Genomic DNA, 22,503 nt, shown 5'->3' on the forward strand with positions numbered 1-22,503 from the left:
GAAAACCGACGAAGAAAGACGACTTCCGGCCATCCAACTCCCTCCCTCGTCGGCGTTCAGGCGTTCAAATTGCACGACGATCAAACAACCTCCTCGAAAAATCTTATGACCACACTCACCGGCAAATTGCTGATCGCCGATCCTTCGGGGCATCAAATGATGCTGAGATCGGGATCGATTCGAATCAGTGAAGGGCGAATTGATGCCGTTGTCATTGAAGACGACGACGAAGCGTTCACCACGGCGGAAAGTTTCCGTCCCCTCGTCCACGGCGACCGGATTATTTGCCCTGGATTCATTGACGCTCATCTGCATTTATCACAATTTGGCATCATCGGTGCCCATGGGTTGCCGCTGTTGAAATGGCTCGATGAAGTCACATTTCCAGCCGAGCGTGCGTGGCAGGACGTGAATTTTGCACGTCAGACAACCCGACTGGTGCTAGCCAATTTGTTGTCATTCGGAACCACCAGTTTCTGTGCTTACACGACGGTCCATCACACGTCGGCAATAGCGGCGTTGGAGGAGGCATCCCAGATGGGATTCCGAGGAATGATCGGGCATGTGTTAATGGACCGCAACGCTCCGCCTGAACTCTGTCGCGAAACCAACCAATTGATTGACGAGGCCGCCGAGACTCTGGCACGTTTCCCGTCGACGTCCGAAATGGCCGCCGCTGTGACACCGCGATTTGCGATCACGTGTTCGCCGCGGTTACTGGAATCTGCCGGTGCGTTGGCCGCCGAACATAACGCTGCGATCCAAACTCATCTGGCGGAAACCGAACAAGAGTGTGCACGCGTTGCCGAACTCTTTGATTCCGCTCGCTACGTCGACGTTTATCAACAAGCCAAACTGCTGACGCCGCAAACAATCCTGGGCCACGGAGTGCACCTGAATGCACACGATCGCGAAACCCTCGCGACGCACGGTGCGATCATCGCTCATTGCCCAACGGCCAATCAGTTCCTGGGCTCTGGGCAGATGAACCGGCAAGCCCTTGATGAGGCTCGAGTCAAAGTGATGCTGGGCAGCGACATCGGTGCGGGTTACCAGCGAAGTATGGTGGGCGTGGCTCGCGCGGCGATCGAAACGGCGGCATCGCTTGGCAACACGCCTCCTACTGCTGCATCAGCTTGGTACGACATCACCGCCGGAGCAGCGGACGCACTGGGCTGGGATGATGTCGGTCAACTTTGCAAAGGATACCGCGCCGACGTCGTGGTGATCGATCCCGATTTCACCACTCAAATGCAAGGACATGACTCGATCATCGATCCCTTGTCGCAACTGATGTTCGCTTGGGATGATCGCTGGGTCAAACAAACCTACCTGCGAGGCCAATCGGTTTGGGGCGGATAGCCAGAACGTTGGCGGTTAGGGTCGTGGGGAGCATGCCCATCGTAGCCATTTCCAGCAGGAGAGTTTCCGTATTGCCCGTTACCATTGTGGCCACTTCCGAATTGCCCGTTTCCTTGAGGACGGAATCCGGTGCCTCCGAATCCATTGCCCCCTACGCCAGTAGCTCCACCAGTACCGTAGCCAAACGGTGTGATGTTCAGACCAGCGAACGGGGCTCCCCAAGCTGCATAGGGGACACTGTAGGGCCGATACGGTAATTGCCATTCACCATAGGGGCGAACGGCATCACCCCAAGTTTCGACGCGGTGATAGTTGTCCGAGGATTGGCCGTAATTCAAACGGCTGCGAACGTGTGTGTAACCGCTGGTCTTAAAATTCGCGACCTCCGGAACCGTCGGCGCCGCAGTAGGCTGGAATTGATCCACCCGCTGTGCCGAGACCGGATCATGCGAAAATTTGCCCGGTAGCGTCAACCAATCGGCTGCACCACATTGGCTCGCAATCACGAGATTCATTAGGACGATGACGACGTTCTTCATGAACGCCAAAATAGTTCACGTTTTTGCGATGCGAGATAAAAAAGCGATGCTCTACCAGGAATTATTGCAAATGCCTCGTCTCACAAAGCTCCTCAACCTCCGGATCGCTACAACCGTCGCAACCCGTCTTCGGTCATCGGCGTTGGGATCTCGGCGTCGACTTGATCGATGCGGGCCAACGTCTCGTTGTCCAACACCAAATCACGGGCCGCCAGCGATTCAAGCAACTGCTCGGTGCTGGTCGCTCCGATGATGGTCGAAGCGACAAAGTCGTGCTGCCGACTCCACGCGACGGCCAGTGCCGTGACGGTTGTGCCAATCGACTTGGCGATATCTTCCATTCGCCGCGTGGTTTCGATCGTGCGATCGTTGACAAAACGCTCCGCCATTTTGCGTTGCCGTTCTTCGCCGTTGAGCAAATAGTCAGTAAAGCGAGCTCCCGGCGGAGGCGTGACGTTGTATTTGCCCGTCAAAACCCCGCCGCCAAGTGGCGAGTACGGCAGCAGGCTCATTTTTTCTTTTCGCAACACCTGAGCCAGCTCACTTTCGCAGCGGCGATTGATCAAACTGAAGTTGTTTTGCACGGTTTCATAGCGATCTAGCCCCTGGACGTCGGCGGTCCACAAGCTTTTCATCACTCCCCAGCTCGTCTCGTTACTGCAACCGATCACGCGAACCTTGCCTGCATCCCGCAGCTCGGTCAACGCACCCAAGACCTCTTCATACGGCATGCCGTGGTCAGGCCAATGGATTTGATACAGATCGATGTAGTCAGTCCCCAACCGGCGAAGCGAGGCATCGCAAGCCCGCAAAATCTGGTGGCGATCGATCGAGGTTTTGCCATGACGGACCGGGGGGCAAAACCATCCGTGTGCTGGCCCGGTGATCTTGGTGGCGACCACAACCGACTCACGCGGCTTGGTTTTCAGCCAGCGTCCGAAAATTTCTTCGGTCACACCCACCGTGTCTTTGTTGGGGGGGACCGGGTAGATCTCGGCCGCATCGAAAAAGTCAATTCCAGATTCGAATGCCAAGTCACAGATCGCATGACTGGATTTTTCGTCACATTGGGTACCAAAGGTCATCGTTCCCATACAAATATCGCTAACGACGACACCGCTACTTCCTAAACGTTTTTTTTGCATCACGATCGGTTCAAAGATGAAGGGGAGAGAGAGGGTGAATTTTGATGTTCGCGAGAGCACGCCCTCGGGCAACGTACGGCTTTTGCGTTTCGTAGTGGATTGTTGGCGTCCATTGCGAATCACCACCTTCTGGCGAAGGTAAGCATGTAGTGAGCCGTGGGCCGTAAGGCACCGGGTAATGCGTGGGCCCCGGCCGCTCACGCGCGAGCGGCTCACTAAGTCAACAGCCCGCTAGCGCCAAAACGGCCAATTTACTAAAAGACTCCTGCCTAACTGTTCCGCTACCAGAAAATGCTTCACAGCATTGCCTTCAGCGGGCTAAACAAAGGGAAAGTCCTTTTCATGTCATGCCCACGCGAAAAAACGGTTCTAAACTGCTAAAATAACAACTGACGTCTCGGCGTCCCTCCCCCCAACTTTCCCTCCTTTGCCTACTGAGTCTTTCTTATGCGTGCGTTGCGTTCGTTGTCGACTGCCGTCGCTTTTGTGGCCTATTTGGTCACCCCCGCAATGTTGGCACTGGCACTCTGTGCACAGCCCGTGACTGCCGAGGACTACCAACACGGCCCCGACTCGCAACCCAACGACGCGGTCCCACATGGCAAAGTGACCCAGCACGCTTGGGATTCGAGCAAGGTGTTCGAGGGCACGCGGCGACGCTACAGCGTGTACGTCCCAGCCCAATACGATGGCAAAACCCCGGCCGCATTAATGGTTTTCCAAGACGGACACGCCTTCGAAGGAACCAAGGGAGATTTTCGAGTCCCAGTTGTGTTTGACAATCTGATTGCCAAAGGACAGATGCCGGTCACGATCGCCGTGATGATCGATCCCGGCCATAAAGGCGAACTCGCTGAGAAACGCGGCTGGAGTCCCCGACCGAGCAACCGCAGTTTCGAGTACGACACGGTCAGCGGCGATTACGCGGAATTCCTGCTGACGGAGATTCTTCCGGAAGTCGAAAAAGACTACCGAATCTCGAAAAATCCAAAAATGCGAGCCATTTGCGGCAACAGCTCCGGCGGCATCTGCGCCTTCAGCGTCGCATGGCATCGCCCCGACCAATTTCAAAAAGTGCTCAGCCACATCGGCAGCTTCGTCGATCTTCGTGGCGGTCACAATTATCCGCCAATGATTCGTAAAGCGGACAAGAAGCCGATTCGTGTATTTCTACAAGATGGCGAGAACGATCTCGACAATCAATTCGGAAACTGGCCCTTGGCCAATCGTCAAATGGGCAAGGCATTAGCGTTCAAAGATTACGACTACAAACTGGTTTTTGGCAGCGAGGCACATAACGGAAAACATGGCGGTGCAATTTTTCCTGATTCGCTGCGTTGGCTATGGCGAGATTGGAAAGATGAAACGTACTAGTAGTATTCAGCAGCGACTCGGGTCTCCTCCACTCCGACCGTGCTGCAACTAAATAATGATGTCCGCCGCTTGCAGTTCGCAAAAGCAACCCCTTCAAAAATATCCATGCTGAATCGTCTTTCCAATACAACCGACATCCCTTTCACCGCCTCATTCGTCCATCGATTGCGGGTCACGGACGATGTCGCTGGCGATGATTTCTCGGTATTGGTCGATTTGCTGGACGGTGGAGACAACGGTTGTGCGCGCGTGCTGTTGATCGCCGAGCGATCGGTGGCGGAATCGAGCGACCGTGTTGCCCGGATCGAATCGCAGCTCCGCGGTGAGGCCTCGATCGAGTTGACGTCACCCACGATCATCCTGGATGGCGGCGAACCAATCAAAAACACTCAAACTGCAGTCGAAGAGATATTGGGTCTGATTCATGACCTGAATCTTGATCGCCGCAGTTACGTCATCGCCATCGGTGGCGGTGCGATGTTGGACGCCGTCGGCTACGCCGCTGCGATCGCACACCGCGGGATCCGGCTCGTGCGTCTGCCCACCACCACGTTGGCGCAGGCCGATTCGGGTGTCGGAGTCAAAAATGCGATCAACTATTTCGACAAAAAGAATTGGATCGGAACGTTTGCGGTCCCTTGGGCGGTCGTCAACGATTCGGCCTTGTTGGAAACGTTACCCGATCGAGAATTCTGTAGCGGATTGAGCGAAGCGGTGAAAGTTTCGCTGCTGAAAGATGCAGACGAATTCCACTGGTTAGCCGAACACGCGTCGCAGATTTCCGCGCGAGATCCTGAATTATCGCGGCGAGCGATCCACCGTTCTTGTGTGCTGCATATGCGTCACATCACCGAAGGAGGCGATCCTTTCGAGATGCTCGAAGCTCGACCGTTGGACTTCGGTCACTGGTCGGCCCATAAACTCGAGACACTCTCACGCTATCAAATTCGTCACGGCGAAGCGGTTGCGATCGGCGTCGCGATCGATTGCTTGTACTCATCGCTCAAATTTGGACTGCCTCGCCAGGATGCGGAGATGGCCGTGCAATGCTTGCATGACCTAGGCATTCAACTTTGGCATCCCTGTCTGGAGCCGGTGGACCGATTGATGCAGGGGCTCGAAGAGTTCCGCCAACATCTCGGCGGCCGATTGACGATCACGATGCTCCGCGGGATTGGCGACCCGATCAATGTTCACGAAATCGACGCACTCGCCATGAAGACGGCGATTGAGACATTAGGCAAGATAGCCAAAAACAAAGCCATCACTGCGAATTAGGAGGCCGTGGCTGAAACAAACTACCCCTCCCTCTGGGAGGGTCGACCGCTGAAAGCGGACGGGGAGGGCTGGTGAATTCTCGCTTGCACGGTCTTCCTCGAACACAACGAGCCCCACCCAGAGCCGGCTACCGCCGGCTCTGACCTCCCCAAAGGGGAGGTAAAATCAATTTACCCTCCCTCTGGGAGGGTCGACCGCAGGAAGCGGTCGGGGAGGGCTGGTGAATTCTCGCTTGCACGATCCACCTCTAACACAACGAGCCCCACCCAGAGCCGGCTACCGCCGACTCTGACCTCCCCAAAGGGGAGGTGAAATCAATTCACCCTCCCTCTGGGAGGGTCGACCGCAGGAAGCGGTCGGGGAGGGCTGGTGAATTCTCGCTCGAACGGTCCACCTTGAACACAACGAGCCCCACCCAGAGCCGGCTACCGCCGGCTCTGACCTCCCCTTTGGGGAGGTAAAATCGGTTCACCCACCCTCTGGGAGGGTCGACCGCTGATAGCGGTCGGGGAGGGTTGGTGAATTCTCGCTCGAACGGTCCACCTCGAACACAACGAGGCCCCCTGCGGTAGACGCTTGCTACCCGGGCGATCAACGATCGCGTTTCTCACAACCTGGGACATCTTCGCTCTTGTTTCCAGAGCGTCTGGAGGTTCGCCTGCAAAACGAATACGGAAGTCCAACTTGGTTTGCGATAGCTCGCAACACGGACTCAGCATCTCTTAGCACGTCCGTATTTTCAAACCGGATCACCTTCCACCCTAACCTTTCTAAATAACGTTGCCGTTTCAGGTCATCATCGGCAATCTGGTCGTGATATTCACCATCGAGTTCAACGTCGAGATGGTGGCTGAGGCACGCAATGTCCAGGAAATAGGGATCGACCGGATGCTGACGTCGGAACTTCAATCCACAAAGCTGCTTGGATCGTAGAAGGCTCCACAAAAGTCCTTCCACTCGCGTTTTTGACTTGCGAAGACTGCGGGCTCGAGCAATTCGATCATGATCAGAAGACATCAGCTTGGCCCCGATTCGAAGTGCGATAGAGTTCGCGTCGGCACATCAGAAGTGACGTCGCCGATGTTTAAATTCTACCGCTCGTACTAACCTGCTTCAAACAAGTTGCGGGGACGCGAAGCATTCACCCTCCCTCTGGGAGGGTCGACCGCTGAAGGCGGTCGGGGAGGGGTGGTGAATTCTCGCGTGCACGATCCATCTGTAACACAACGAGCCCCACCCAGACCCGACTTCCGCCGGCTCTGACCTCCCCAAAGGGGAGGTGAAATTGCTCTGCCGAATGTCTACGCGACTTTCGCTACGGAGAGCATTCGCCTCAAAAACCTGCCGAATTAGTTCCAAATCTGCCTTGTCGTGAGAGCGTCCGCGTTGGTAGTTACCAACATTGATACCGCAAATAGGTGGTAAATCGTTAATCAATAACGAAACGCCTCCTCTATTTGCGACCGAATTCAAGGATGAATCGGTTTTTCCCCTAGCGGGATACCTCACTGTATGACACGACGGACTACGAACCGAATGACTGCTCGAACAACTCGACGCGCTCTGTGCTGTAGTGCCGCCCATTCTGTTTCGATGACTGTGCTGATCACGTTTGCGCTTTCGCCAACGTTGGCAAATGCGCAGATGGGTGGCGGAGGCGGATTTGGTGGTGGCCAAGGCGGCCCAAGTGCTCCCGCCGCCGACGCAAGACCCAAATTTCGTGACCATGTTCGCAGCCGTGATGGGTTGGCGATCCACCGCGAAAAAGGGGACGCGATCGTTTTAGACGTCACCGTGCGTGGCAACAAAGCGATCGGCACCCACTTGATCATGCAGAAGATCGAAACCCGAAAGGATCGCTTCTACGATTACGAAACCGTGCTCGGCGACGTGCGACGTTTGAACGACATGGGCTCGTTTGATCACGTCACTTTCAAGCTTGACGAACGCCCCGAAGGAGTCGCGGTCACCTATTTCGTTCACGAACGCCCCGTCATCACCAAGGTCGTCTTCCACGGCCATCGGGCGTTTAACAATCGCGAAATACGCAATCGTGCCGGGGTCCAAGCCAACGATCCCTTAAGCGAATTCTCGGTCGAATCCGCTCGCCGCCGCATTATCGACTACTACCTTGAAGAAGGTTTCAATCAAGTCGCCGTCGATGCACAAATCGGTTTTGGAACAGATCCGGGAGTCGTGATCTTCCGCATCAACGAAGGCCCCAAAGAACGCATTTACGATATCACAATCAAGGGCAACACGATCGTCAATGAAGCCCGGTTGAAAAAGATCATCGCTAGTCGTGGGCCTACAGCAGGCGTGTTGTCCTACATTGGTAACACCGCCAACCTTGCCACGATTGACAACGACGTCAATGTGTTGGCTACGTACTACCACAACCTCGGTTTCTTAACCGCCACCGTTGGTCGCCGTCTTCGCTATGACGAATCGGGCAAATGGCTGTATGTCACCTTTGTGGTCAACGAAGGGCCTCGGTTCACAGTCAACGATGTCAAAATCGTGGGTAACCAATTTATTACCGAAGAATCGCTTCGCAAACGATTGGAACTGAAAGCGGGCGACATGTTTGACGGCACCCTGATGCGTCGCGATATCGGCGAGATCACCTACGGCTATGGCGAACTCGGTTTCATCTATGCCGAAGTTGAACCGAAAACCGTAATGCGAGACGAAGCGAACACGGTCGACTTGGTCTACGACGTGACTGAAGGCGACATTTGGAAAGTCGGTCGCATCTTGGTCAACATCGAAGGCGAACCGCACCTGATGCGCGAATCCACGATGCTCAACATGGTCGATCTCCGTGAAGGAGACATCATTGACCGTCGCTCGCTCGAACTAAATCGACGTCGCATTGAACGCAGTCAATTGCTAGAAACCAATCCACAGATCGCCGACGCCCCCGACATCAAGGTCGTTCCGACCGATCGTGAGGTCGACGATGTCTACTAAGTTTGAACAGCACTCTTCCGATGAAGTCGTCCGCATGATGCACACGATTGAAATAACGGCACGAAACATTGCGTGCTCAATCGGTGTCGTCGCGTTTGCGACGTCATTCACCGGTTGCAACCAGCTCGCGACGCAAGCTCCTTGGAACAACAATCCACTGGCAGCTCGCTCTGCGGCCGCAGCTCATTCGGTATCGCCCCATTCCGCGGTAAATCGTTCCGCAAATGCATCGGCGACCGAGCACGCGTCAGACCCTGCGGCTCAGTTTGCTTCGGCACCCGCCGCAGCACCTGCGGCAAACGAACCGATCCCCGTGCAATCGGACAGCGACCGCTATGTCGCTCGGCAATACCCCAGCACACCGCCGTACACGCCACCATCAAGCGGCTATACTGCACCCAACAATTATCAAGCTCCCGGCAGTTATTCGGCCCCACCATCGCTTTCCAGTCCATCGCAAAACTACAACGGTGGCAGCGTCTACGGTGCCCCCGCGACGAGCGCGCCTCCGACTCAGTACGGCGCACCCGCGTATCCTGATTCGACCTTTGCACCTCCCTCGAACACATTTCCTGGTGCGGGCTACCCTGACACCGGCACGCTATTGCCATATGGTGCCGATCCCTACGGCGGAGCCCCGTCGAGTGTCCCGATGCCTACGGTTCGCGAAGCCGACTTGATCATCAATGGATTCCCGGCACGAACCGGACGAATCATGCTGGGCGGTGCCGTCAACAGTGATGCCGGCGTGACCGGTCAAATCACAGTCGATGAACGCAACTTTGACATCATGCGATGGCCGCGTTCGTTTCAAGACTTGTTTAGCGGAACCGCATTTCGCGGTGCCGGACAAACGTTTCGCATCGAAGCTGCCCCTGGTAGCGATTTCGACCGCTACACGATCAATTTCGCCGACCCCAACTTGTTCGGATACAAGCCGGTTAGCATGTCAGTCAGTGGCTTCTTAGTCGATCGGCGTTTCAACGATTGGGACGAAGAACGACTCGGCGGACGATTGAGTTTTGGTTACCGGATCACGCCCGACCTTTCGATTTCGCTTGGCATCAGTGGCCAGAGTGTCGACATCACGAACCCTCGAGTGCGTGGCGTTGCACCGTTGGAAGCCGTGCTGCACGAAAACGTTGGACGCAACGAACTGTATTCCGGCACGTTGTCATTAAAACACGACACCCGTGACAGCCCGATTCAATCGAGCCAAGGACACTATTTCGAGTTCAGTTTTGAAGAGGCCTTTGGCGACTTTGATTATGCTCGCATCGAAACCGAATACCGCAAGTATTGGTTATTGGCGCAACGTGCCGACGGCAGTGGCAAGCAAACGCTGTCATACTCGAACCAACTTGGGTTCAGCGGCGACAACACACCTCTGTTCGAGAACTTTTTCGCGGGTGGTTACGCCACCATGCGTGGTTTTGATTTCCGCGGTGCCAGCCCGGTCGTGACCAGTCCGAGCGGCAATGTCGAAGTCGGGGGACGGTTCAAGTTCCTCAATACTGTCGAGTACATGTTCCCGATCACCGCAGACGACGCATTCAAAGGCGTCGCGTTTGTCGACTTTGGAACGGTCGAGTCCGACATCGAACTGCACAGCGACTCATTCCGCGTCGCACCCGGTGCCGGTCTTCGCGTCGCAATTCCGATGCTAGGCCCCGCCCCACTGGCATTCGACTTTGCCTATCCCGTCAACAAAGCGCCGACGGACGACACCAAAATCTTCAGCTTCTACATGAGCCTGATCCGCTAACGGCGGAGAGAGTTGAGGAGTGAGGAGCTGAATTCACCCTCCCTCTGGGAGGGTCGGCCGCACGAAGCGGCCGGGGAGGGTGGTGACACTGCACTGGCACCGTCCAATCCTAACACAACGAGCCCCACCCAGAGCCGGCTACCGCCAACTCTGACCTCCCCAAAGGGGAGGTAAAGATGGATTTCGCTACGGCTAACCCACACCTTCACCGACCAAAATCGGCAACAGCTTCACCAGGTCGGACAAATCGTCGACGACCAACAATGGGTGTTCGACTTCCAGCATCTCGCGTGAGTAGCCGCCAGTGCAAACTGCGACCACCGCGGCACCGATCGCATGCCCACAACGGATATCGGCCGGCGTATCGCCGATCACCATGATCCGCTCACACGCCTGTTCGCCCGCCTCGTTGCGGATCACTTCCCGTGCTCGGCGAGCCAAATCGTCACGATGCAGGTCACTATCGCCACCGACGATCCAGCGAACGTAATGCCGCAAACCAAAATGATCGAGCTTGTGGTGTGCCGTCTCGACCAGATTGCCCGTCATCACGCTGACGCACACTCGCGCGTCGCTCGCCAACCGCTCCAACAACTCGACTACTCCCGGCAACACTGTGCCGCCCCGCTGCTGCAATATCTGCGGCAGCAGCGAGATATAGCGATTCTCCAATCGTTCTCGATTCGATTCGTTGGGCTCCAAACCGTTCAAAACCAGCAATTCATCCAGAATTCCTCGATCGGTCCGTCCGGCATAGTCCACGTCGGCCGTCGCGTTGGGCAAGTCAAATTCTTGCTGGAGAGCCAATTCTAATGCCCCTTGCCCCCCGCGGTTCGTCAACAATAACGTTCCATCGATATCGAAAAGCAAGGTTCGCATCGGATTGAAAATCTCTGACTTCGGGGAAAAACGGTCTCAGCTCAGTTATACAGTGCTGCTGGTTTACGGTCTTTCTAACAGGTCGAACCGAAGTTCACCCTCCCTCTGGGAGGGTCGGACGCGATAGCGGCCGGGGAGGGCTGGTGACACTGAACTTGTACCGTCCATTTTAGACTCAGCGAGCCCCACCCAGAGCCAGCTACCGCCGACTCTGACCTCCCCAAAAGGGGAGGTAAAACAAAATTCACCCTCCCTCTGGGAGGGTCGGCCGCAGGAAGCGGCCGGGGAGGGCTGGTGACACGGCACTTGCACCGTCCATTTCGAACACAACGAACCCCACCCAGAGCCAGCTACCGCCGACACTGACCTCCCCAAAGGGGAGGTGAAGCACGCCGACGGCTTGGAAAGCCGAGCGACAATCGTAGACCGACACCCCGAATCCGGTCGGGCTTCACCGTTTCCTTGCTGCAGATTAACTTAACGACACTTTACCCTTAAACGAAAACCGTTGGACTATCGATGGTCGTCACCGAACACGAAACAACTCCCGCCGCAGATTCCGATGCTGCGTCGCCGCTGGTCGACAAAAGCGGTTCGCGAGTGCGAGAGATGTTTCGTCAAATCGCTCCTCGTTATGACGCGATGAATCACCTGCTGTCGCTCAGCATCGACCGCTATTGGCGGTGGCGAACCGTGCGGATTCTGAAACTCGATTCGGCCGCTCCTGTCCTGGATACCTGCACCGGCACCGGCGACCTCGCCATCGCGATCGCTAAAAAAGCTCCCAAAAACGTTCGCGTCGTTGGCAGCGATTTTTGTCACGCGATGCTGGAAATCGCGATCCGCAAACGACGTGTCGGAACCACCAGCGAATCGATCGAGTTTATCGAGGCCGATTCACAATCGCTGCCGTTCCCCGAAAACCGTTTCCAGTGTGTCACGGTCGCCTTCGGACTGAGGAACGTTACTGATACCGACAAAGGTCTCCGCGAGATGACTCGCGTCTGTACCCCCGGCGGCCAAGTCGTGGTGCTGGAATTTTCCCAGCCTCGGCTGATCGGACTCCGCCAAGCCTACGGATTCTACTTCCGCAACGTGCTGCCTCGGATCGGACAACTGTTCGCTCGCAACGACAAATCCGCCTACAAATATCTGCCCGAATCGGTGGGCCAATTCCCGGATGGCCAAGCACTTGCCGATCGCATGACCGCCGCCGGATTGACTGATGTTCGGTTCACTCCGATGACGTTCGGCGTCGCCACGATCTACCAAGGCACCAAACCCGCGGTTTACCAAGGCACCAAACCACCGACCTCGGAGTCGACCGAGTGAGCAAACCGTTGGCGGGCAAAACGACAGCGAGCGACGCGGCATCGAATCAGGATCGAGATCCGCAGAATCAGGATCGAAATCCAAAGGATCGGAGCCCCGTTGTGCTGGCGATGACCGGTGCGAGTGGTGCGATCTACGGCGTTCGCTTGCTGCAGATCCTCGCCCACGCTGGCTACGACGTGCACGTCACAATCAGCCCCAGTGGTGCGGCGGTGATCAAGCAAGAACTCGACGCTGCCGTCGATATTCACAACGCCGATGTCGGGCAACTGTTGACGCTTTCCCCTGCTTGGTCCAACGCAGTGATCGAGACTCCCGATGCAAGCATGTTGTCGCGAATCCACTACCACCGCTACGACGACTACTTTACCCCGATCGCCAGCGGATCGTTTCGAACGCAAGCGATGGTGGTGTGCCCGTGCAGCGGCAGTACGCTCAGCGGGATCGCTCGGGCGGCCGGATCGAATTTGATCCAACGTGCTGCGGAAGTGCATTTGAAAGAACACCGTAAACTAGTGCTTGTGCCGCGAGAGACGCCGCTCAGCGTGCTGCAGCTCGAAAACATGCACCGCGTGGCTGCTGCCGGCGCGGTGATTTTGCCGGCGATGCCCGGTTGGTACCACGGCGTCGATTCGCTCGATTCGCTGGTCGATTTCATCGTCAGTCGCGTCATGGACCAAATCGGAGTCGACAATTCGCTGATCCAGCGGTGGGGTGAATCATGAACATCTCGCATTGGCTCGGACTGATTCGATTCAGCCACACCGTTTTCGCATTGCCGTTTGCCGCGTTGGCGACCGTGATGGCGTTTGCGACTCCGCTCACATCAGGTGCTCGTCCCTCGTTTCGCTGGCAAGACGTCGTGGGGATTCTGCTCTGCATGGTGTTTGCCCGCAGTGCCGCGATGGCGTTCAACCGATTAGTTGATCACAACATCGATGCACGAAACCCCCGGACGGAAAAGCGTCATTTGCCTGCCGGCGTGTTGTCTCGCAGCAGCGTGTGGGCGTTCACGATCGGTTGTTCGCTCGCATTCGTCGCATCGACCGCATTGTTTTTGCCCAACCGATTGCCACTGTACGCCTCCGTTCCTGTCTTGATGTTCTTGTGTGGCTACAGTCTGGCGAAACGTTTTACTGCCGCGGCGCATGTCTGGCTTGGCGTCGCACTCAGTCTGTCGCCGATCTGTGCCTGGGTCGCGATCCGTGGTAACGAAGTGACCTCCAGCCCGAGTGACTTGCTCGCCCCGCTGATCCTTGCCGCCGCAGTCGCCGCCTGGGTTGCCGGATTCGACATCATTTATGCGTGCCAAGACGCAGTGTTTGATGCGGAAGCAGGCCTACACAGCATCCCAGCGAAATTTGGAATCGCGGGCGCGTTGAAAATCGCTGCCGCATTCCATGTCGTGATGCTGGGGCTACTCAGTCTGCTGCCCACGTTTGCCCACAGCACAGGACTCGGAGTGCTATTTTGGGGCGTTTTGGCCATCGTCGCCGCAATGGTGTTGTGGCAACACTGGCTAGTCCGCCCCGACGATTTGAACCGTGTCAATCAAGCCTTTTTCAACACCAATGCTGCCATCAGTTTAACGTTACTCGTCGCCGGAACCCTCGATTGCCTCTGGCTTTAAAGTAGAACAGTTGTCCCCAACTGTTCATCCACCAACCAACACACCGCACTGAACAATTGAGACAATTGTTCTACATTGAAATCGACTTAGGTCTCGAAACGACCGTGCCCGGCACTTCAAATTAGCGAACACCCACAAACCTCACTTCCTTCATAAACATCCAACGCATGATCACTCAAGAACGCGAAGCCCGATTTCGAGAAATCCGCGACAAAGTCGAAGCGGAAGAGCGACTGACGCTTGATGACGGGATCTTCCTGTATGATCCCGAAGTCTCGCTGGGTGCCGTTGGCGAATTGGCCAATCTCGTTCGCGAACGCAAAAACGGAAACGTCGGCTACTTCAACATCAACACGCACCTGAACCCCACCAACGTCTGTGTGTATCGATGTCGCTTCTGTGCCTTCCGCAGCGATCTGCGTGACCCGAAAGGGTACGTCATGGACGACGAACAGATCCTGCAGCGAGGTCAAGAAGCGACCGAAAACGGCTGTACCGAAATGCACATCGTCGGCGGACTGCACCATCAAAAACCGTACGAGTGGTACCGTCACCTGATCGAGCTGCTGCACACCAATTACCCGCAAATTCACCTGAAGGGTTGGACGGCGGTGGAGATCAACTGGTTTGAATTCCAGACCAAGAAATCGGTCCGCTGGGTTTTGGAAGATTTGCGTGACGCAGGCTTGGGCAGCATGCCAGGAGGCGGCGCCGAGATTTTTCATCCCGAGGTGCGTGACCAATTGTGCGAGCACAAGGCGAACACGCACGCTTGGTTGGACATCCACCGGACAGCACATCAAATCGGTTTGCGTACCAATTGCACGATGCTGTACGGACATGTGGAAAAGGCGTATCACCGCATCGACCATTTGATCCGGTTACGAGATTTGCAAGATGAAACGGGTGGTTTCCAGGTCTTCATTCCGTTAGCGTTTCACCCCGAGAACACGAAGCTGTCGGAGATCAAGAAGCCATCGGCGATCATGGATTTGCGAACGATGGCGATCAGTCGTCTGATGTTGGACAACGTCCAGCACATCAAGGCGTACTGGATCATGTTAGGTGTCGAGACCGCACAGACTGCGTTGGCATACGGCGCCGACGACCTCGATGGGACAGTGCGTCACGAATTGATCTATCACGACGCCGGCGCAACGACGCCGCAATGTTTGACGGTCGACAAGATCCGCGACCTGATCGTCGAAGCCGGCCGTGACCCCGTCGAGCGAGACACGATCTATCGGCAAGTCCACCGCGACCCCAGCGACTACACCAAATGGACTCCCGGCGAATCGGTCGAGCAGCTAGCCGCGACCTCGTAGGCCTGAACGCAGCGCAGCATTGTCGGCCAGCTTTCCAAGCTGGAACCGTTACGATCGAACGTTCAGCGCATGGAACGCAGTCACTCTCGCCTCGACATTCAAACATGAAGCCCGCTAACGGCTTGGAAAGCCGAGCGACAATCGTAGGCCGGACCGCAGCGGAGCATTGTCGGCCAGCTTTCCAAGCTGGAACCGTTATGATCGAACGTTCGGCGCATGGAACGCAGTCACTCTGGCCTCGACGTTCAAACGTAAAGCCCGCTAACGGCTTGGAAAGCCGAGCGACAATCGTAGGCCGGACCGCAGCGGAGCATTGTCGGCCAGCTTTCCAAGCTGGAACCGTTACGATGAACGTTCGTCGCATGGAACGCAGTCACTTTCGCCTCGACGTTCAAACGTGAAGCCCGCTAACGGCTTGGAAAGCCGAGCGACAATCGTAGTTGGCTATAGATAGATGGGAGGGCATCTTTAAAAAAAGAGGGGATGCCTCGAAACTGATGTTTCACAAACGTAACTTCCACCAGTGCAACGGAGGTCATCCCCATGCCATCTAAAAGAGCCTATCGTCGTGTTTCTGTCAACCAAATCGAACTCGAGACGCTTCGAGAACTAGCCATTGAGCGAGGAGGTCACGGCACCTCCGTTGGACTCGATGTCGCCAAGGAAGAAATCGTTGTCGTCGTTCGTTGGGGCGACCGCCATTACGAACGTCCCTGGAGTGTGCAAAATCCATTCGAGATTGACACGCTTGTCGAGCGTCTGGTCGTCCTCAAAGGTACGTGTGACAGCCTCTGCATCGGACTCGAATCGACCGGTACGTATAGCGAAGCCGTTCGCCACGCGATGACCCTCGCTGGTTTGGACGTCCACCGTGTTAGCGGCAAGAGCGTCGCGGATTACCAAGAAATCTTTGACGGTGTGCCGAGTCAACACGATGGCAAAGACGCGGCGATGATCGCCGAATTGACCTGCTTCGAAAAAGGAACTCCTTGGCCTTGGCAAGAACCTCGCAAAGACGAACAAGAGATGGGGCATCAGGTCAAACGGCTTGATGCATTTCGCTCGCAAGCGACCCAGTGGTCCGGTCGCATCGAGGGAATGCTGAGCAAGCACTGGCCCGAAGCCACTCGCTTGGTGACGTTGACCAGCGTAACGCTACTGAAGACGCTGCAGCAGTACGGCAGTCCGGCGAAACTGGCATGCGACCCTGATGCCACTGCGAATCTTCGCAAGTTCAGCCGTGGCACCCTGTCTGCCGACAAAATCCAGGGATTGATCGAGTCGGCACGAACGACAGCAGGCATCCCCATGTGTCCAGCTGATATCGATTGGCTGCGTGAGATCGCCAGCGAAACGATCGCGGCACTGGACCAGTGGAACCTGAGCGTCAAGCGACTCGAGCAAATTGCTCGCGAACACGAAACGATAAGTCAGTATGCGGATGTCTTCGGTGCAACGACGCTGTGTGTGGTCTGGGCATGCGTGGGGGATCCACGACGCTATGACAGCAGCGGCGCGTTCCTGAAAGCTCTTGGGTTGAACCTGATGGAACAGAGCAGTGGCAAGCGAAAAGGAGAGTTGGCGATCACCAAACGAGGTCCCAGTCTGGTGAGAAAGCACCTGTATTTCTTGGCGCTGCGAGCAGTACAACGCAAGGAACTGGAGAACTGGTACAAGACTTTCCAGAAGGTTGGCAAGAGCGAAGGGAAGGCGAGTGAACATCGCAAGATGAAAGGTTTGGTCGCGCTAATGCGTAAGCTCAGTCGCTCATTCTGGTTCGTAGTCCAGCACGACTTGGAGTTCGACTACGCGAAAGTGTTCCCAGGTAAACCGCTTGAAAAGCGGACGGCTCGTCGTCGTCGACGCCGAAGCAAGAAGTCTTCGGGCCGAGCAGCTTAACCCCACCAAGTGAGCGTCCAGGAAATTGGCTCCCATCCGTTTACAAGATTCCTGCTGAGTTATGTCCGCGATTCTTTTACGAACAAAGTCACATCACCAATGAAGGAGTTCCGAGCCCTGGATTGACTGTGAATCAGCTGTTTGTTTGGGGACGACCTTTTTTCCGGCCAGAGGTTCCGCTTTAAAGCGAGACTCATCTGTAGTATCAAGGCGTCCCCGAACACGGTTCTGAAAGCAATCTTCGATGAAGCCAATTCACTGCCCAGCGTCGAGGGACTGGTATCTTTTCACTCGATGCCACTCCGCTTGGGACAGTCGAGGTAAAAGGTTGAAGTCATTTCAGACATATCCCGTGAGACAATCGGCAATCGCAATCAACGTTCCGCTCCCCCCCTGCCGAGCACCGCACCGCATCCTCCGCACGACAGCGCTCCAGCGTTTTTGAAAATGCCTCAAAAACGACCGATCTTGGTGCGCAAAGACACCATCAACCCGGCGAAAAAAAATGCATTTGACAAACCTAGAAAAGGCCGGATCGCAGCGGAGCAGAGTTCCGGCATGAAGCGGGAGAAAAGTGAGGAACTCACCCTCCCTCTGGGAGGGTCGGCCGCCGAAAGCGGTCGGGGAGGGCTGGTGAATTCTCGCTTGCACACTCCATTTCTAACACCGCGGACCCCACCCAGAACCGGCTACCGCCGACTCTGACCTCCCCAAAGGGGAGGTGAAATCCGGTTCACCCTTCCCCGTGGGAGGGTCGGCCGCGATAGCGGTCGGAGAGGGCTGGTGACACCGAGCTTGTACGTGCCATTTCTAACACCGCGAAGCCCCACCCAGAACTTGCTCCGCTCGTTCTGACCTCCCCACAACAAGTTGCGAGGAGGTGAAGCTGATTTCGCTATCGCGACGTGTCCCCGCCCGCCCAAAGTCGCCCGACGACTCCGCTCGTCGGTTTCCCGTTTTCACCAACACCAACGAAAGTCTCTGCGATTTTCGCTACGCCTACTCGTTCCCCGGCTCCTGCCTGGGACGCACTGCACCCGAGGCTCCGCCTCAACCCCCAAGATCCAGCAGGCGGAAGCCTGCAAGGCAGTGGGTTACCAGGCGGAGCCTTTAAACCAGAAAACCGGCCGCTCACGCGTCACGGCTCACTGACACCAACGAAAGTCTCCGCGACTCTCGCTACACCCGCTCCAACGCCACTAACACCTCGCTAAGGACACCATCGCCCCCCTCACCTCGCTGGCTACACAACTGCAATTCCCCACCAGCGGTACAGGGCTAAAATACTTTCGGGGGCCGGGAACGAACTTGCGTGTCGATCATCTAACGATTTGCTAATCCAAACGACACAACCTCGTCTTCAAAAACCAGTCATGTTGTAATCTTGTCGAAACAACTGGTAATTTTTGTACACCATCCGTTAAATTAAGGCCAAAGAGGCAAAGGAATGCTAGGGTTCTGTGGGATAGGCTTCCAGCCTTTCATTCGCGGCCTAATGATTTACAGCGTACTTGGCTTCCAGCCGGTCAAAAACGGAATTTTCGCTTCGGTAAAACAATTAAAACGACGCGTCCTGATACTGCCTTCAAAACTTATCCAACTCCAGCAACAACGAATCCCGTAGTGGATCTTGCTAAAGATCCTTCCCCAACCGTAGTGGATCTTGCTAAAGATCCTTCCCAAACCGTAGTGGATCTTGCTAAAGATCCTTCCCAAACCGTAGTGGATCTTGCTAAAGATCCTTCCCAAACCGTAGTGGATCTTGCTAAAGATCCTCCCCAAATCGTAGTGGATCTTGCTAAAGATCCTCCCCAAACCGTAGTGGATCTTGCTAAAGATCTTCCCCAAAACCGTAGTGGATCTTGCTAAAGATCCTCCCCGAAACCGTAGTGGATCTTGCTAAAGATCCTCCCCAAAACCGTAGTGGATCTTGCTAAAGATCCTCCCCAAAACCGTAGTGGATCTTGCTAAAGATCCTTCACGCGAGATCCTTAACAAGATCCACGACGCCAGCTAGTTCCTTGGCATCCCCTAATGGGGACCACCAGGATACGCAGCTCTGAAAACCTTTCATGAAATCGATCGCTCCTCTCCTCATTCAAATATCGCTTTGGGCATCCGCATGCATTTTGACAGTGCTGCCCTGCGCCATCGCGTTTGATTACGGCGGCATCCTGCCGTGGGCCCAGTGGGCATCATGCGTTGCCGTGCTCACTGCGGGGGCTCTCGCTTTACCTTCGATCATCGACCGCGAAACGCAAGGCGGTCCTCGATTCCACTGGCTTGCATTGCTGCTGCTCGGCTGGGCCGCGTTCGCTTGGTTTCAAACGCTGCCGCTGCCCGCATTTTTGACCGGCCTGCTCAGCCCCGGCTCCGCTGCCGCCTACACCACCTGGCTCGCCCCCGTCCTAGCATCGCAAACAGAGCCCTCCACAATCCATCCGATCTCGATTGATCCCGCTGCCTCGCGGCACGCCGTGGCGATGTTATTGGTTGTCGCGACACTCGCCTGGACGTCCGCTAGCGTATTCCAAAATCGCCGACGCTTGGTGTTGCTGATGGCCGGGCTCGCGGCCGGCGCCGCCGTGCACGCCGCCCTGGGCATTTTTCAACTCGTCAGTCCCGAGACCGACCTGCTGAGCATGAACGCGATCAATCGCGGCGCCCACTTTGCCACCTTTATCAATCGCAACAACGCCGCGTTGTTGATGAACATCGGCGTCGGCGCCAGTATGGGATTACTGGCGTGGCGATTGTCCGCCTTGATCGGCGCCGAAGTTGACGACGAAAACTTCGAAGTCAACGACCTGATTTCACTGGCCAGTGACCGTGACTCCAGTATCGCGGTGATCAGCTTGGTATTGTGCACTGCCGCACTACTGGTTTGTGGCTCACGCGGCGGATTGGTCAGCTCGATGATCGGATTTACACTCGCGTTGGGTTGGATCCGGGCTCGCCGCGGTACCGCCAGTATCCCGGTGATCATCGCTGTTCTTTCCATCGCCGTCGCACTGTTGATCGTCCCCTTTAACCTCGATTTAAAGTCGCTGGACCGGATGGAATTGTTTTCTGATCGAGACGAATCGACGCTGCTAAACGATGCCCGATTGCCACTTTGGAGTGACACAATTGCTGCAGCGGTAACGTACCTGCCAATCGGCAGCGGACTGGGCACGTTCGCTGACGCCCACCTCACAAAGTTGGACAAATGCAGTGACGGATGGGCACACCACGCCGATAATCTGTGGCTGGAAATGTTCACCGAGCAAGGCATTCCAGGGCTGTTGTTCATCGGAGTGCTGATTGTCGGAGTGATCCGCTCGCTAAATAAACTCAATGACTCGCCCGATGCCGTCGACCATGGGCTGCGAGTCGCCGGTTGGTACATTCTCGGCTCGCTCGCCGTTTCCCAATTTTTCGACATGGGACTGATCCTCCCCGCAAATTTAATCGCCTGTGCGATATTCTTGCCCGTCGCTGCTACCCGCGGGTACCTCGTCACCCCACGAGTCCGCGATACTGGTTTCCAGCGTGATGAGCCAGACGACTACATTGATGCAGACGACGAACTGCAACCTTCGGGAGAGCTCACGGAATCTAGCGACGACACGCTGCAAATCGAACCGTCGACAGCGAAACGCAAGCCACGCATCCGTTTCCAAAACAAAAAATCGCTGCCGCCATCGATTGCGGTTGCTGCTCTGGCAATCTTGCCCACAGTATGGGCCCATAGTGTCCTGCAAACGGACGCCAATGTCGATGCAATCGTCCGTCACTCGCAAACGTTACTCAGCCAACGCGGTGTCGAGCCTGCGGAACTGGAAACGTTGATTGCGCCACTGCAGCGACTTGCCCAACAAACCGCATCCCCCGCCGCCTATCACGCACTCAGCGATCTGCATTTCCGCTTGGCACGTTACGACGAAGTCGTCAGTGCGAACCCAAAATCAACCGAGCAGATACGCACACTCTATTTGCAGACGGCTCCCGCGGTCCGCCGCTTGAAGTGGCATTCGCAGCACGCAGCGGTCAGTGCAACACCCGCAAACCACAAATCGGGCGGCCAAGAATCCCACCCAGATTCAGGTGACCTTGCCGAGTCTCAGCCGCTTTCGGCACATTACATCAAGGCGCTAAAAAACGCGGAAGCAGAGTTACGTGTGCGGCCGTTGTCGCGTGAGGCGAGGACGGCAAGTTTGTATTTGGACTTTGTGTATACCGATCGAGAGAGAACGCGAGCGATACTCGATCAGCTCAGCACTCTCTACGGCACGTACTCTGCCGGATTACTGCAATTAGCCCGATTGTCATTCGACAGCAACGAACCCGAGTTGGGAGCCACGTATTTGCGAAAGCTGCTAGAGCGTCAGCCGAGACAAACCGCGGTCGCTCTAAAGATACTGGAGTCCTACCCCAAGATACCTCTCGACAGCATCGTGCCGTCAACGACACAGAACTACCGAGCCGCAGCGGCCTATTTAATCACCCGTCCTGCCCCCGACCTCGATTTTTTAGCTAAATCGCTAGCCGGACTCGATTGCGATCAGAGTGAAACGATGGCCGAGCGAGCACGATGTGAAGAGCTCTACGCCGACACCGCATACGTATTAAAACGGTACAAAGAATCGTTTGCTGCGATGGACCACGCGATCCGCCTAGACAGCAGCAACGGGAATTTACGGCTCAAGCAGATCAATCGGCTGCGAGAACAAGGCAAGCAGGGCGAAGCCTTAGCGGAGGCCAGGAAGGCCAGGTTGGTGCTACCCGAAGACAAGCGTTTCGACGCCGTGATCAAGCAAATAGCCGAAAGCCAACTAGCCCCTAGCAACTAGTTCGACTGTCCTGTGATGTCGTTTCCCCCACCATTTCTGGACCAACAGCCCGCTAGCCACGGGCTGTTGATTTAGTGAGCCGTGACGCGTGAGCAGCCGGGTCCCACGCACTACCCGAAGACAAGCGTTTCAACGCCGCTATTAAGCAAATAGCCGAGAGCCAACTAGCC

General features: G+C 56.0%; 16 protein-coding genes. 12 read left to right on the forward strand and 4 right to left on the reverse strand.

Annotation, left to right across the window (positions count from 1 at the left end):
- Positions 1-105 precede the first annotated feature (105 nt).
- Complete coding sequence (locus SH528x_RS29415; RefSeq protein WP_442507002.1) at positions 106-1,362, forward strand: guanine deaminase; 1,257 nt, start codon at positions 106-108, stop codon at positions 1,360-1,362.
- Here SH528x_RS29415 and SH528x_RS29420 read toward each other — a convergent pair.
- Both SH528x_RS29420 and SH528x_RS29425 read right to left on the reverse strand, forming a co-directional pair.
- Positions 1,329-1,901: a hypothetical protein gene (locus tag SH528x_RS29420; RefSeq protein WP_442507003.1), complete on the reverse strand. Its 573-nt coding sequence runs from the start codon at positions 1,899-1,901 to the stop codon at positions 1,329-1,331. The two genes, SH528x_RS29415 and SH528x_RS29420, sit on opposite strands and share 34 nt — an antisense overlap.
- Positions 1,902-2,008: 107 nt before the next feature.
- Positions 2,009-3,046: an aldo/keto reductase gene (locus SH528x_RS29425; RefSeq protein ID WP_442507004.1), complete on the reverse strand. Its 1,038-nt coding sequence runs from the start codon at positions 3,044-3,046 to the stop codon at positions 2,009-2,011.
- Between the two features lie 447 nt (positions 3,047-3,493).
- Between SH528x_RS29425 and SH528x_RS29430 the strand changes: the two genes are divergently transcribed.
- Both SH528x_RS29430 and SH528x_RS29435 read left to right on the forward strand, forming a co-directional pair.
- Positions 3,494-4,420, forward strand: coding sequence for an alpha/beta hydrolase (locus tag SH528x_RS29430; protein ID WP_442507005.1), 927 nt, complete (start codon positions 3,494-3,496; stop codon positions 4,418-4,420).
- A gap of 105 nt (positions 4,421-4,525) precedes the next feature.
- Positions 4,526-5,698, forward strand: coding sequence for a 3-dehydroquinate synthase (locus SH528x_RS29435; RefSeq protein ID WP_442507006.1), 1,173 nt, complete (start codon positions 4,526-4,528; stop codon positions 5,696-5,698).
- Positions 5,699-6,289: 591 nt separating this feature from the next.
- On the opposite strand, the gene SH528x_RS29440 is transcribed toward SH528x_RS29435, so the two are convergent.
- The gene (locus tag SH528x_RS29440) at positions 6,290-6,715 is read right to left on the reverse strand and encodes an endonuclease domain-containing protein (RefSeq protein WP_442507007.1); all 426 of its coding nucleotides are present in this window, start codon (positions 6,713-6,715) and stop codon (positions 6,290-6,292) included.
- 519 nt (positions 6,716-7,234) lie between these two features.
- On the opposite strand from SH528x_RS29440, the gene SH528x_RS29445 reads away from it, so the two are divergent.
- Positions 7,235-8,671: a BamA/OMP85 family outer membrane protein gene (locus SH528x_RS29445; protein ID WP_442507008.1), complete on the forward strand. Its 1,437-nt coding sequence runs from the start codon at positions 7,235-7,237 to the stop codon at positions 8,669-8,671.
- Positions 8,661-10,436, forward strand: a complete 1,776-nt coding sequence (locus SH528x_RS29450) for a BamA/OMP85 family outer membrane protein (protein ID WP_442507009.1) — start codon at positions 8,661-8,663, stop codon at positions 10,434-10,436. Before SH528x_RS29445 ends, SH528x_RS29450 begins: the two co-directional genes overlap by 11 nt.
- A 192-nt stretch (positions 10,437-10,628) precedes the next feature.
- On the opposite strand, the gene SH528x_RS29455 is transcribed toward SH528x_RS29450, so the two are convergent.
- Complete coding sequence (locus SH528x_RS29455; RefSeq protein WP_442507010.1) at positions 10,629-11,315, reverse strand: HAD family hydrolase; 687 nt, start codon at positions 11,313-11,315, stop codon at positions 10,629-10,631.
- Positions 11,316-11,834: 519 nt separating this feature from the next.
- Here SH528x_RS29455 and ubiE point away from each other — a divergent pair.
- From ubiE to SH528x_RS29490, 7 genes are all read left to right on the forward strand, one after another.
- Positions 11,835-12,647, forward strand: coding sequence for a bifunctional demethylmenaquinone methyltransferase/2-methoxy-6-polyprenyl-1,4-benzoquinol methylase UbiE (ubiE, locus tag SH528x_RS29460; RefSeq protein WP_442507011.1), 813 nt, complete (start codon positions 11,835-11,837; stop codon positions 12,645-12,647).
- A 110-nt stretch (positions 12,648-12,757) separates the two neighbouring features.
- The gene (locus tag SH528x_RS29465; RefSeq protein ID WP_442512201.1) at positions 12,758-13,372 is read left to right on the forward strand and encodes a UbiX family flavin prenyltransferase; all 615 of its coding nucleotides are present in this window, start codon (positions 12,758-12,760) and stop codon (positions 13,370-13,372) included.
- Complete coding sequence (locus SH528x_RS29470; RefSeq protein ID WP_442507012.1) at positions 13,369-14,277, forward strand: UbiA-like polyprenyltransferase; 909 nt, start codon at positions 13,369-13,371, stop codon at positions 14,275-14,277. The genes SH528x_RS29465 and SH528x_RS29470 overlap by 4 nt, the downstream gene beginning before the upstream one ends.
- Before the next feature lie 167 nt (positions 14,278-14,444).
- Positions 14,445-15,602 carry an aminofutalosine synthase MqnE gene (gene mqnE / locus SH528x_RS29475; protein ID WP_442507013.1) on the forward strand — a complete coding sequence of 386 codons (1,158 nt, stop codon included), beginning with the start codon at positions 14,445-14,447 and terminating at the stop codon, positions 15,600-15,602.
- Positions 15,603-16,145: 543 nt separating this feature from the next.
- Complete coding sequence (locus SH528x_RS29480) at positions 16,146-17,501, forward strand: transposase (protein WP_442505827.1); 1,356 nt, start codon at positions 16,146-16,148, stop codon at positions 17,499-17,501.
- A gap of 1,623 nt (positions 17,502-19,124) precedes the next feature.
- Positions 19,125-19,370 (forward strand): hypothetical protein, encoded by a 246-nt coding sequence (locus SH528x_RS29485; RefSeq protein WP_442507014.1) that lies wholly within the window; start codon positions 19,125-19,127, stop codon positions 19,368-19,370.
- 203 nt (positions 19,371-19,573) lie between these two features.
- Positions 19,574-22,333 carry an O-antigen ligase family protein gene (locus SH528x_RS29490; RefSeq protein ID WP_442507015.1) on the forward strand — a complete coding sequence of 920 codons (2,760 nt, stop codon included), beginning with the start codon at positions 19,574-19,576 and terminating at the stop codon, positions 22,331-22,333.
- Positions 22,334-22,503 lie beyond the last annotated feature (170 nt).

It is taken from the genome of Novipirellula methanifontis (assembly GCF_052161655.1).
Lineage (GTDB): Bacteria > Planctomycetota > Planctomycetia > Pirellulales > Pirellulaceae > Novipirellula.